Here is a 13,337-nt window from a genome sequence, read left to right as displayed (position 1 = left end):
GCCGCGAAGACCCCGCTGGTCACCGGCATCGACACCGGGCGGGTACTGGTCGATATCGACGATACGATCATCGAGGTCCACGGCCACGGCAAACAGGGCTCCGGATACGGCTACTCCGGGGTACGCGGGCTGAACGCCCTGCTCACCACGGTCACCACCGACACCTGCGCGCCGGTGATCATCGGTCAACGCCTACGCCGCGGAGCATGCGGCTCCGCACGCGGCGCCGCCCGGATGGTCTCCGACGCCCTGGTCACCGTAGACCGGCTGCGCACCCAGGCTGCAGGAACCAGCGGTAACGGCGCGCCGAAGGTTCTGTTTCGAGCCGATTCGGCGTTCTATGGCCATCCCACGATCGGTGCCGCGATTCGTGCCGGCGCCGATGTGTCGGTCACCGTGCGCCTGACCTCCACCATCAAGCGAGCGATCGCATCCATCGACACCGACGAGTCCGCGTGGACGCCGATCGAATACACCGACGCCCTCTACGACGAGGCCACCGACACCTGGATCTCGCGGGCGGAGGTCGCCGAGATCCCGTTCACCGCGTTCGCCTCGCAGAAGAAGGCCCACCAGATCCCCGGGCGGCTGGTGGTGCGCCGCATCCCCGACCTGCGACCACCCAAGGACCAGGGCCAGGGCACGTTGTTCGACATCTGGCGGTTCCACGCCTTCTTCACCACCACCGACCCCGACGACCTCGACACCGTCGACGCCGACAAGACCCACCGCCAACACGCCGTCATCGAGCAGGTGCACGCGGACCTGAAGAACTCCGCACTCGCCCATCTTCCGTCGAACTCGTTTTCGGCGAACGCCGCCTGGCTGGTCTGCGCGGTCATGGCCTTCAACCTGACCCGTGCCGCCGGCACCCTCACGGCTGACCCGAAGCTGACGAAAGCGACCACCGGCACCCTCCGCCGCACCCTCGTCTCGGTCCCTGCCCGCATCGCCTCCTCCGCCCGACGGCTGACGCTGCACCTACCGACCGACTGGCCGTGGGAAACACCATGGCACAACCTGTTCGACAGAACCTTCGGCCGCAATCACCCGATCATCGTCTAACACCCGCGACACCTGCCCGCCATCGACGCGAAAGAGCCAGTGGAACAACCCGACACGCAGGTCGGACGATCACCCACGCCCGTAACCAACTCGCTGACGCACAACGAAACTCACCACGGACACATCAGTCGATCGGTGGATTTAGGCTAAATACAATACCGTTCAGTTAGTGGGGTTTGCGTTACGATGAGGTGTGCCTCGGAGTGGATGGGTGAAGCCGGTCTCGGATCGGCGGTTGTCGGATGTGGTGTCGGTGGGGTTGCTGACCAGGGTGTTTCCCGCGTCCTTGGTCGATGAGGTGATCGCGGAATGCGGGCGGACCGAGCAGCGCAGTAGGTCGTTGACCGCTCGCGTGACGGCGTATTTCTCGATCGGGATGGCATTGAATTCGCAAGGCTCCTACGAGGAGGTCTTCGAGCAGCTCACCGACGGTTTGTCGTGGTCGTCGGGATGGTCGCAGTCCTGGTCGCCGCCGACGAAATCGGCCATCTTCCAGGCCCGTTCACGTCTGGGATACGAGCCGGTGCGGGAGCTGTTCCGCCGTGTCGCACGACCTCTCGCCGACACGGATACACCTGGATCCTGGCTCGCGGGGCGCCGGTTGGTAGCCCTCGACGGGACCTGCCTCGACCTGCCCGACACACCGGCCAACGCCGAGCATTTCGGGCGGCCGGCATCGAGCCGCGGCGAGAGGTCCGCGTTCCCGCAGGCACGGTTGGTTGCGGTCGCCGAATGCGGCACCCACGCGGTATTCGACGCCGCGATCGGACCGTGCCGCACCTCCGAGCGGGAGCTGGCGCATGATCTGATCGACAGACTCGAACCCGGGATGCTGCTGCTCGCCGACCGCGGCATCTACGGATTCGACATGTGGACCCGGGCCGCCGCCACCGGCGCCGACCTGCTGTGGAGGGTCAAATCAACTCTCTCACCTCGACACCTCGAGACCCTCGACGACGGATCCTGGCTGGCGCAGATCCTCCCCACCTCCGGAAAAAATCGGCAGCAGCGCACACCGCTCACGGTGCGCGTGATCGACTACACCCTCGACGACGGGCGGGAGAACCCCGAGCAGTACCGGCTGCTGACCACGATCCTCGACCCCTCCGATGCACCTGCCGAAGAGTTGGCGCTGGCCTACGCCCAGCGCTGGGAAATCGAGAACACCTTCGACGAACTCAAGACCCACCAGCGCGGACCACGCGCCGTGCTGCGGTCGAAATCCCCACCGTTGGTCCAGCAGGAAATCTGGGGGCACCTGTGCTGCCACTACGCCATCCGCACCCTGATGCTCGATGCCGCGACCGCCGGCAGTCACGACCCGGACCGGATGTCCTTCGTCGCCGCCCTGCGGATCGCCCGACGATCCCTGTCCCACAGCTCTTTTTCCCCCTCATAACCACCACGCCGCCACCCGATTGTGGAATCAGGGCATCGCCAAACTTCTGCGCCGCGTCAACCCTGCACGCCGACCCCGATCCAACCCCCGGGTCGTCAAACGTAAGGTCCTCAAATGGGCGGCCAAACGCGCGCACCACCAACACCATCCACAACCCACCCAGCCGCCGAAATGCGCCATCCTCGTTCACTAACTGAACGGTATTGAGGCTAAATACCCACGACGGGCGCAACTACCCCTCCGGCACAACGCTGGGGGATGGGACTGTCGCCCAGGACGCGATGCCGGTCCGTGGCTTGCCTCTCAGGTAATGCTGAACCAAAAGTACGCGATCTGCGCAAGGCTCGATGCGATCGCGAGGATGCCAGGCCGAGCCCACTCGGGGATTCCCCACAGGCTGAGGTCGTCCATAACACCTCCGTCCTCACAACACGGCCGAGTGGTCCACCGACCATTCTGGAGTCTCACACGTGGCAACGGGCATCACGCGGGGAACGTCGAGATCGGGGTGACGCGGGCGGATGAAATGCCGGCCGGTAACTCCCCTACGAGCCGGAGGCGATCAACAGGCTCAACACCTGCGCGACGAAGTTCCGCCACAAGTCCTCGGCTGACCCCATATCTCACTCCTAACGTGACGCTGATCCACCAGTGGGTATCGCATGCGGTTGTGAGGTGCGTTATAGGGAAGTTTCTACCCCAACTTGTCGCCGATCGGTCGCTTCGACTCGCACTTTCGGGCGACCGAGCACGACGAAATGAGTGTGAGCGGGATCAGAAATAGTCGACCACGCGTATCAGTTCCCAATGCGTGCTCTCGCTTCGTCCAGTCGATCATTCCGTCTGGACAGCGGGTCTTTGACTCGTGCGTGCCGAAAAGTTGAATTTTGGGCGCCAGAAATCGGAACGATCTTCAGCCTGTTGACGTACGACGTCAAACACATTGACGACCGGCGCCTACCAATGCCCGGACTGAGACAATCATCCCTCCCTCAACTATCGGGTACTTCGTCTCCGAACCACTCCGTTGCAAAGAAAGTCAGCACGACGGCGATGATCGCAACGATTGCCCCCAACACGATCAGAGTCCCAGTCAACAACGGACTCCAATTCCAACTCAGAGACTTGCTCATCCCGCTGACCGCCGTGACAACAACGCCTACGATCGCGACAACGACACCAATCAACTTGGTCCGCCGGCTTTCGCTTGAAAGTATCCGTTGCCCGCGAAAGCGCCTTCTCGTACTCGGGTGCAGGGTCACAACCCGGCCGTCAATGGCTCGACCAAATGCATGTGGGGACACTCGGACGAATTCCTCCGCGCTGGCCGAACTACAGTTGACCTTCAAAACCACATGTGGCGGATTACCACGATCGTGTCGCTCGACACGAACGTACTTCTCGAGGCGTTCGCCTTCCCAGTCGGCAACTGGAACTCTGCCCGTGACGTCGTGATACTTCTGCAGTTGAATATCACGCATCGTTTGACCTGGAACCTGAACCTCCCAGCGATCCAGATCATCGTCGACCATCACCGGCCACACGCGTTCCGGTGAGATCGACACCGAATTTACTGACGAGGACGAGTCCACATGCACCTCTCAGAATTGGTTCGATTACTCCGTCAGGCCCCGACGGGGTGGGTAGTCGATGAACGTGGCGATCACTTCGAGTGGCTCGGGAACCGACGACGGCATCAAGAAACTTCCTGAAGTCGCGATTGCAGCCGCAAGCAAGGTACGACCGTCGTCGTCCATCGATCCCCACATTCGTTCCAAATCGTGGGTTAGTCCCGGACTGCCTGAAGCACTCCGGGCATTGAATTCTTCGGCCGTCCTCGCTCTGTCGAGCGCATCGCCAATGCGCCCGACGATGATCGGGATGCGATTGACAATGTTCTCCGTCATGTCCAGGCCGTAGCCGCGAGTAGCTACCCACTCGTCGAAGGACCGGACAATCGAAGCGGGAGGCAGACCGTCCACCTCGGAGGGAAACAATCGACGAAGCTGGTACGCGAGTTCAGATGGGTCACCTTGATTGAGACGCCACGCATTCCAACCAGCGCTGGAACCCTGCAGCGCAGTATCGCACTCGATACACAGAAACTCAGCCTGCTTGTTGCGTACGCCGTGGTGCCCACACGTCAGTGAGCCGCACTTCTTACATGCGCCGATCGGTTCACGTGTCTTGCCGGCGGTAGGTGAGATCATGGGAACGCCCTTGATGCACGCCTGACAGTCCGCGGCCATAGCCTTCCCAGCCCTCTCGACGAGGTCGATGCCGATATCAGATTACTGGGTAAGCATCGGCTGGACTCCCGGTTCCATCGATCGCCCTCGACGTCACCAACCGCCTCCGGTGAGTTCGATCAGGACGGCCTCGCGTAGCCGCTTCCGCTTCCCATGCTTGGCCGCATCCAGAAGGGCGACGAGAACGTCTGCAACCCGCCGCGGTCCGCAGGTCCCGGTTCCTCTCACCTCTGCCGCGACCATCCGGTGTCGTCGGATCCGACGAAGCCCTCCATCTCCAGCAACGGCAACACGGCCCGAACCTGCTCCACCGCGACCCCGGACAGTTCGGACAACTCCCGGACCCCACGCGGCCCGACAGCCGGCAATGCCTCGTACACCAGCAGGGCATCACCCGACAGCGCATCGAGATCGCGGACCACGTCGAGGCCTTCCCGCAGCCCGATCGGCCCGGCCTCCTCCACCACGTCACCGGCATTCGCGACCAACCGCGCCTCACCCTCCCGAATCATCCGATTGCACCCCGTCGACGACGCCGACGTCACCGGACCCGGCACCGCCATCACCGGACGCCCCAGCTTGCGCGCCCAACTCGCCGTGTTCCGCGCACCACTGCGCCACCCCGCCTCCACCACGACCACCCCGTCGGACAGGCTCGCAACCAAACGATTCCGCGCTAGAAACCGATGCTTCGCCGGTGTCGTGCCCGGCGCGTACTCACTGATCACCGCACCGTTCTGCGCGATCTGCCGCAACATCCGCGCATGCCCCGCCGGATACGCGCGATCCACACCACACGCCAGCACCGCCACCGTCAGACCCCCGACACCCAACGCCGCACGATGCGCAGCACCATCGACCCCGAACGCCGCACCCGACACGATCGTCCACCCGTCGACGGCGAGATCACCCGAAATCTCCGCAGTCACGTGCTCGCCGTAACCACTCGCCGCCCGCGTCCCCACGATCGAGATCGCCCGATCGGTCAGTTCGGCCACCGGCCGCGAACCGAGCACCCACAACGCCAACGGCGGCCCCTCGTCCCGCGACCGGGACAGATTCCCGAAACCGAGGAGCCGCCACTGCGGCCACTCGTCGTCGTCCGGCGTCACGAGCCGGCCACCCATCCCCGCCACCAGTTCGAGATCGTGCGTGGCGGTATCCACATGCGCCCGCGCAACCGTGCGCTCCCCAGCATCTCCGACAGATCCCGCTCCCGCACGGCCCGCGCAGCCTCCTCCGGACCCACCTCCTCCACGAGCCGCGACAGCGCCGGGCACGGCCCCTGCACCACCTTCGACAGATACGCCCACGCCAACCGCCGCGGATCCCGAACACCACTCAGATCGCCTGCACCACTCCGACTTTCCACCATCACTGAAAGCTCCGATCACGAAACCCCAACGCGGTGACCACCTGCTCCGGGCCCGGCATGTCGAGCCCCGCCAGATCACTCACCGTCCAGGCCACCCGCAACGCACGATCGGCACCCCGGGCCGTGATCAGCCCCTTCCGCAGCGCGCGCTCCACCGGCGCCAGCGCGGTGCAGCGCGCGCTCCACCGGCGCCAGCGCGGGCCGCGCCAACCGGAACTTCTGCCGCAGGGCCGGTCCGGGCACCTCCGCATTGGTGCGCCACCCGTAGTAACTCCACCGCTCGCCGGCGGCAGCCCGCGCCTCGGCCACCCGCTGCCGGACGTCCTCGGTGCTCTCCCCGACCTCGTCGATGAACGCCCCGGTCGCGACGGCGTGCATCCGCACCCGCAGATCCACCCGATCCATCAGCGGTCCCGACAGTTTCCCGAGGTAGCGTCGCCGGGCAGTCGGTGCGCACACGCAGTCGGCCTCGCGCGCGGGCGCGCACGGGCACGGATTGGCCGCGAGGATCAGCTGGAAGCGCGCCGGATAGCGGGCCACCCCGTCCCGTCGCGCGATCCGCACCTCCCCGTCCTCGAGCGGGGTCCGCAGGGCTTCGAGCACCTTGGTTCCGATCTCGGCGCACTCGTCGAGAAACAGCACCCCTCGGTGGGCGCGACTGACGGCGCCGGGCTTCGCGACACCGCTTCCACCGCCGACGAGCGCGCTCACGGACGCGGTGTGGTGGGGTGCGATGAACGGTGGCACGTCGATGAGGGGACGCTCGGGCGGCAGGAGCCCGGCCACGGAGTGGATTGCCGTCACCTTGAGCGATTCACTCTCGGTGAGTGGGGGCAGAACCCCGGGAAGTCGTTGCGCCAGCATCGTCTTCCCCACGCCGGGTGGGCCGGTGAGCATCAGGTGGTGCGCTCCTGCCGCCGCCACCTCGATGGCCCAGCGCGCCTCGGCCTGGCCCACCACCTCGCTCAGATCGGCACGCAGCGGCTGCGCGACCCACTGCGCAGGCTCCGGGTACTCGAGATCACGCTCCTCCCGCATCCACGCGATCGCCGCCTTCAGATCGTGCGCGCCGAGCACCTCCACACCGCCCACGAGCCCCGCCTCGGGCAACGACTGCGCCGGGACCACCACCGTGGCCCAGCCCGCATTCTTCGCGGCCAGCACCGCGGGCAGGATCCCGCGCACCGACCGCAGCCGCCCGTCCAGCGCCAGTTCTCCGAGCAGAACGGTCTCGCGCAGCCGCTGCCGCTTCACCTGCTTGGCCGCGTCCAGCACGGCAGCGACGAGCGCAAGGTCGTAGACCGACCCGACTTTCGGCAGCGTCGCCGGCGACAACGCGAGGATCACCTTCGAATCCGGCCACTCCTCGCCCGAATTCGCCACCGCGGCCCTGATCTGGTCCCGAGCTTCCTGCAGCGCGGTGTCCGGGAGCCCGACCAGATGCACCGCGGGGAGCCCGCGGCCGATGTCGGCCTCGATCTCGACCAGTTGACCGTCGACCCCGGTCACCGCCACCGAATGTGCTCGCCCCAGTGCCATCAGAACGCATCCCGGACGTGCTCGATCTGGGGCTGCGGACCGTGCCCGATCATGATCGCGACCACGTCGAACCGCACCCGCGACCAGTGCCGGCCCGAGTCGCGCAGCCACTCGACGGCCAGCAAGCGGATCCTGCGCTGTTTCGAGAACGTCACCGCCTCGGCGGGACTGCCGTACCCCAGGCCGCGCCGTGTCTTCACCTCGACGAAGACGAGCCAGTCTCCCTCTGCCGCAATGAGATCGACTTCGCCGTATCGGGATCGCCAGTTTCGGTCGACGATCTCCATGCCCGCCTCGGTGAGATACCGGGCGGCCAGATCCTCCCCATGTGCTCCAAGCGCGAGATTCTGCGCCACAGCAGCCTCCACCCCGTCCCCCGGCGGCCCACCGATGCGAACCGCGCCTCTTGCACCACTGTGCCCGACCCGGATTCCGGGAAGATGCGCTCGAACTGGGCGAACGAATTGGGCTGTGTATGAACTGCACGTTGTGGACAACTCGGCACTCCGCGGCAAGTATTCACCCCAAAAACCCAGGCCAAGGCTGTCAAGCCTGTAATCGAACGATCAACCGACAGCGGGCATCCAGCGGCGTGCGAGAGCCCCCACCCAGTCGGCGGCCTCACCGGGATCCTCGGGTGGCGATTCGACGAGGACGAGTTCGTCGACACCCGCATCGACCAGCGCCTCGACGTCGGAGGGGGCCACTTCCCGCAGGGCGACGGCAAGGTGCAGCTCTTCGGCGTCGTGCCCTGCGTCCCGGCACAGTGCGTGGATCGTCCGGATCCGTTCGGTGACGGCGTCGATGCCGTCCAGGTTGAACCCGTACCAGCCGTCCCCCCACGCCGCGACCCGGCGGAGCGCCGCGTCGCTGTTACCGCCGACCACGACCGGAATCCGGCGATCGCGCACGGGTTTCGGATTGACCCGTACCGAATCGACGCGGACGTATTCGCCCGCGAACGTCGCGACGTCGTCACGCCACAGCGTGCGCATCGCCGCGACGTATTCGGCGGCACGCTCGCCACGACCCTCGAACGGAATGCCGAGCGCAGCGAATTCTTCCCTGGACCAGCCGATGCCGACGCCGAGCGTCAGCCGGCCACCACTCATCAAATCCAACGTCGCCGCCTGCTTGGCCATGAGGACGGGATTGTGTTCGGGCAGCAGCAACACACCGGTGGCGACGCCGATCGTGTGGGTGGCAGCGGCAGCGAAGCTCAGCCCGATCATCGGGTCGAGCCAATCCGCGACGGCGGGGACCGCGATCCGGCCGTCGTCCGCGTACGGATACCGCGATGCCGACCGGTCCACCATCACGACGTGCTCGCCGGCCCACAGCGTGGCGAATCCGCTGTTCTCGGCGGCAACTGCGACAGAATCGATCACCGCGCGACGAGCGCCGGTACCGATCCCGAGTGCATGCAACCCGAGGCGCATCGGCCGATCGTCTCACAGTTGCCGGCCGAAGCGGCGCACTTCCGGGACGCTCCTATCCGCGGACGTCGAGGCTGCGGGCGTAGTGCTCCTTGAACACCTCGAGGTGCGTCCAGGTCTCCAAGGCCATCACGCCGTCGATCGTCCGGATGTGCTCGGCGAGGGAGTAGAGGTCACCTGACGAATCGGCGGCGACCGTGCCGATCAGGTCGAATCTGCCGAGTGTCCGCGCCAGGAACTCGATACCCGGCAGGGCTTCGATCTGCGCGCACGCCTCCCGGTCCCGCGATCCGAGGCTGACACCGATGCCCATGGCGAGTGTCCTGGCGCCACCGCGGCGCTTCACGACGGCTCCGACGCGCAACGCGGTGCTGTCGATCAGATGGTTCACTCGATTCCGCGCCGCACTGGGCGAGAGCCCGGTGCGCTCGGCCAGTTCCAGAAACGGCATACGCCCGTTCCCCTCCAGCAACTCGATGAGCGCGACGTCTTTCTCGTCCAGCCGAACGTCTGCCCGTAATGCGCTCTTGGGCATGAAGATTCCCTTGATGACATCGGCGTAGAACAGCGTGTTGACGGTGCGGACACCGGGTTCCGCACGGATCGCGGCGATGGCGTCGTAGAGGTCCTGCTGGCTGGGGACGCGCAGTTCGGCGATGATGTTGTACTGCCCGCTCACCGCGGAAATGTAGACGGCCGCGTCCGACGCGCAGAGCGCCTCGGCCACGGGACTCACCGGCCCCGACACGGCGACGGACACGTGTGCCATCGCCTCGAGGCCCAGCAACCCGGGATGGGCGACGGCAACGACCTGCACCGTGCCGGTGTCGAGCAGCGTCTGCACACGCGTGGACACCGCGGCGCGAGGTGCGCCCACGGTCGCGGCGAGCTCCCTATACGTCGCGCGACCATTCGACTGCAACGCCGCGATGAGCTTGGAATCCAGTTCGACACTCATGATGCCCCGAGATTTCTCGATTTCTTTCTGCACTCCCGACAGGGAAGAAGAATCGCACACATCGCCAGATTCTGCGAATTCGTGCGAATTTGCGCCAAAAGCTGAACACATTCACCGTAGACCGCCCGGACCGAAACTTTGATGTATTGCGCAGCCCCTGGTCAGGGCGTAATTTTCCCTCCCAGCCGGAACGTGACCCACACCACCATCTCGAAGGACCCCCCATGCGCAAGCTGTTTCACAACGAGGCGTCCCCCCTCGACGCCACCGCCACCGTCTTCACCGGTGGCACGCTCCGCACCGTGGACGCAGACACCGAGGGGGCCGAGGCCTTCCTCGTCTTCGGCAATCGGTTCGCCGCGGTCGGCACCGTCGCGGAGTGTCGCGAGGAGGCGCGGAGGATCGGCACCCGGACGACGGACGTCATCGATCTCGCCGGAGCGACCGTCGTACCCGGGTTCGTCGATCCGCACGCCCACCCCCTGATGTACGGCCAGATGCTCAGCTGGGTGGACTGCGGCCCCGAAAAGGCGCGCACCATCCCCGAGATCGTCGCGCTGCTGCAGGAAGCCGCCCGGAACCAGCCTGCCGGGATCCCGGTGCGTGGGTACGGCTACGAGCACCGCAACCTCGTCGAGGGCCGTCATCCCACGAAGGAAGAACTCGATCAGGTCGGTACCGACCGCGAGGTCTACCTGATGAACGCGAGCGGCCACGGCGGCGTCGTCAACACGTTCACCCTCGAACTCCACGGCGTCACCCGCGACACCCCGAATCCGCCCGGCGGCGAGTTCTTCCGCGACGCGGACGGCGAATTGACCGGCGAACTGTCCGACGCCGCCTGCAACATCCTCACCGGCGTCAACGGCGTCAAGGTCGGTCATCACGGCCCGAACTTCCACCTCGAGGACGAACCCGAGGAGCATCTGCGGCAGCTCTCGGTAGCGCAGGAGAAGTTCCTCGAGGGCGGCGTCACCACGATCGGCGACTGCCAGGTGACGCGGCGCGAATTCGACATGTACCTGCGCCTGGCGGAGCAGGGCCGGCTCGAGACCCGCGTGAGCATGTACCTGCTCAGCCACCTGCTCGATCACGCGCTCGACACCGGATTGCACGGTGCGTTCGGCAACTCACGTCTCGCGTTCGGCGGGATCAAGTTCTACGCCGACGGCACTCTCGGCGGTTGGACCGCGTACTTCCCGGACGGGTACGTGGGCGACCCGTGCCGGACCGGGCAGCTGTATCACGAGCCCGCCGACTACGCAGCTCTGATCGCGAAGGCACACGCCGTCGGCCTGCAGACTGCGACGCATGCGCAGTCGCCGACCGCGATCGACATGGTCCTCGACGCGATCGAGGCCGCGCAGAAGGCGCATCCCGACGCCGATGCCCGCCACCGCATCGAGCACTGCGGGTTGCCGACCCCCGAGCAGATCACGCGGATGCACGCGCTCGGTGTGTACCCGGTCAACCAGCCGCAGCACTACTACAACTGGGGCGAGGGCGTGACCGCGGCCATCGGCACCCCGGGTGAGCGTTTCAATCCCCTGGGTGAATTCGTCGAAGCCGACGTGCCGGTCACGATCAGTTCCGACGCGCCGGTCGCCGAGCCCAAACCTCTCGAGGCCATCCAGGCCGCCGTCACCCGCATCACCCGGCAGGGACATCAACTCGGCTCGAACGCGTTGCGACTGACCGCCGCCCAAGCCCTCACCGCGCACACGCTGAACGGGGCCCACGCGCTCGGACGGGAATCCGAACTCGGCAGCATCTCCCCCGGCAAGCGCGCCGATTTCGTGGTCCTCGGCGCCGACCCTCTCACCGTCGACCCGCACACCATTGCCGACATCGAGGTCCGTGAAACCTGGATCGACGGCGAACTGGCGCATTCCACCCGCAGCGACCTATTCTCGACCACTGCAACCACCGAGGATCAGTCATGAGTCACGACACTCAGATCGCGAAGGCCCGCAAGGCGGGTTTCGCGGCTTTCGTCGGCACCACTATCGAGTGGTACGACTTCTACGTGTACGCCACGGCGGCGGCCCTGGTGTTCGGTGAGATCTTCTTCCCCTCCGACACCGACCGTCTGACCGGCATCGCCGCCGCGTTCGCCACCTACGCGGTGGGCTTCTTCGCCCGTCCACTCGGTGGCGTCGTCTTCGGACACGTCGGCGACCGGGTGGGCCGGCGGACGGCGCTCGTCGTGACCCTCACCCTGATGGGCGCGGGCACGTTCCTGATCGGTGCCCTCCCGACGTACGCGCAGATCGGATTCTGGGCGCCGCTCCTGCTGGTGGTGCTGCGCTTCGTGCAGGGCTTCGCGGTGGGCGGCGAGTGGGGTGGCGCCGTGCTGATGGCCGTCGAACACGCGCCCGAGGACAAGAAGACGTTCTACGGCGGATTCGCACAGCTGGGTAACCCCGCCGGCGCGCTGCTCGCCACCGGGTTCTTCAGTGTCCTCTCGACCTTCGGCGACGACGCCCTGCGGGACTGGGCCTGGCGGCTGCCCTTCCTGTGCTCGGCGCTGCTGATCGGCCTGGGGCTGCTGGTGCGACTGAAGGTGGAGGAATCCCCCGTCTTCGAGTCCGAGGTGCAGGCGGCGTCCGAACCCGAAGCGCTGCCACTGAAGTACGCCATCGTCACCAATTGGCGCCCGATCCTGCTCGGCATGGGCATCCTGCCCGTCGCGGTGGGTGGCTATTACCTGGTGACGACGTTCATCACGGCGTACGCCACCGACCCGGACGTCGGGCTGTCCGAAACACTCATCCTCAACGCGCTCAGCGTCGCCGCGGTGGTGGAGCTGATCGCCACTCTCGGGGTCGCCTGGCTCGGTGACAAGGTCGGCCGGATCCGCGTGGTGATCTACGGACTGCTGGCCGTCGCGGTGCTCGCCGCACCACAGTTCCTGGTCCTGAAGTCCGGTTCGGTAGTCCTGATCTTCCTGACCTTCGCCGTCGTGCGGCTCGTCTTGGCCGCGACCTACGGTCCGATCGCGGCGGTGCTGTCGCAGATGTTCCGTCCGCAGGCCCGGTACACCAGCATTTCCCTCGCCTACCAGGGCGCGGGCGCGATCTTCGGCGGGCTGTCACCGTTGGTGTCCACGCTCATGTACCGGGCCACCGGCAGCGTGTGGCCGGTGATCGGCCTCCTGATCGGAATGTGCGCAGTCAGTATTCTCTGCCTGCTCGTGGCGCCGCAGCACGTCGATCACGTCGACGGCGAGTCCGGCGAATCGGTGGGTGACCTGGGCGCCGCCCGGGCTCCGGCCTCGAGCTGAAATTACGTGACGGGAAGGGCCGGTGCTGCGTGC

Annotated in this window: 9 protein-coding genes and 2 pseudogenes; 4 read left to right on the top strand and 7 right to left on the bottom strand. The window is 66.2% G+C overall.

The annotated features are described in order from the left end of the window. Window positions 1-1,065, top strand: a 1,065-nt coding sequence (locus tag ACFWAY_RS11795; RefSeq protein ID WP_378510725.1) for an IS1380-like element ISRjo1 family transposase, incomplete at its 5' end; no start/stop codon positions are given. A gap of 193 nt (window positions 1,066-1,258) precedes the next feature. After that, window positions 1,259-2,464, top strand: a complete 1,206-nt coding sequence (locus ACFWAY_RS11790; protein ID WP_378510724.1) for an IS4 family transposase — start codon at window positions 1,259-1,261, stop codon at window positions 2,462-2,464. A gap of 992 nt (window positions 2,465-3,456) precedes the next feature. Here the strand turns inward: ACFWAY_RS11790 and ACFWAY_RS11785 are convergent. The 7 genes and pseudogenes from ACFWAY_RS11785 to ACFWAY_RS11755 all read right to left on the bottom strand — a co-directional run bounded on the left by ACFWAY_RS11785 (window position 3,457) and on the right by ACFWAY_RS11755 (window position 10,021). Continuing rightward, entirely contained in the window at window positions 3,457-4,029 is a 573-nt protein-coding gene (locus ACFWAY_RS11785; RefSeq protein ID WP_378450238.1) for a hypothetical protein, read from the bottom strand. Window positions 4,030-4,080: 51 nt separating this feature from the next. Then, window positions 4,081-4,674, bottom strand: coding sequence for a hypothetical protein (locus ACFWAY_RS11780; protein ID WP_378510723.1), 594 nt, complete (start codon window positions 4,672-4,674; stop codon window positions 4,081-4,083). 263 nt (window positions 4,675-4,937) lie between these two features. Next, window positions 4,938-6,088: pseudogene (gene dprA / locus ACFWAY_RS11775) on the bottom strand (DNA-processing protein DprA). Further along, window positions 6,088-7,627 (bottom strand): annotated as a pseudogene (locus ACFWAY_RS11770) (YifB family Mg chelatase-like AAA ATPase). Before ACFWAY_RS11770 ends, dprA begins: the two co-directional pseudogenes overlap by 1 nt. Further along, complete coding sequence (locus tag ACFWAY_RS11765) at window positions 7,627-7,983, bottom strand: YraN family protein (RefSeq protein WP_378510722.1); 357 nt, start codon at window positions 7,981-7,983, stop codon at window positions 7,627-7,629. The pseudogene ACFWAY_RS11770 and the gene ACFWAY_RS11765 overlap by 1 nt, the downstream one beginning before the upstream one ends. A 210-nt stretch (window positions 7,984-8,193) precedes the next feature. Continuing rightward, window positions 8,194-9,066 carry an LLM class F420-dependent oxidoreductase gene (locus ACFWAY_RS11760; protein WP_378510721.1) on the bottom strand — a complete coding sequence of 291 codons (873 nt, stop codon included), beginning with the start codon at window positions 9,064-9,066 and terminating at the stop codon, window positions 8,194-8,196. A 52-nt stretch (window positions 9,067-9,118) separates the two neighbouring features. Next, on the bottom strand, window positions 9,119-10,021 hold the full coding sequence (locus tag ACFWAY_RS11755) for an Lrp/AsnC family transcriptional regulator (protein WP_378510720.1): 903 nt from the start codon (window positions 10,019-10,021) through the stop codon (window positions 9,119-9,121). A 224-nt stretch (window positions 10,022-10,245) separates the two neighbouring features. Between ACFWAY_RS11755 and ACFWAY_RS11750 the strand changes: the two genes are divergently transcribed. Together ACFWAY_RS11750 and ACFWAY_RS11745 are read left to right on the top strand one after the other, a co-directional pair. Further along, a complete protein-coding gene (locus ACFWAY_RS11750) occupies window positions 10,246-11,964 on the top strand; it encodes an amidohydrolase (RefSeq protein ID WP_378450232.1) in 1,719 nt (572 codons plus the stop codon). Then, entirely contained in the window at window positions 11,961-13,304 is a 1,344-nt protein-coding gene (locus ACFWAY_RS11745) for an MFS transporter (RefSeq protein ID WP_378510719.1), read from the top strand. The genes ACFWAY_RS11750 and ACFWAY_RS11745 overlap by 4 nt, the downstream gene beginning before the upstream one ends. Window positions 13,305-13,337 lie beyond the last annotated feature (33 nt).

Source organism: Rhodococcus sp. NPDC059968 (assembly GCF_042738615.1).
Lineage (GTDB): Bacteria > Actinomycetota > Actinomycetes > Mycobacteriales > Mycobacteriaceae > Rhodococcus_F.
Note: the sequence above shows the minus strand (reverse complement) of the source record. Positions and strands in the feature narration are given on the sequence as shown.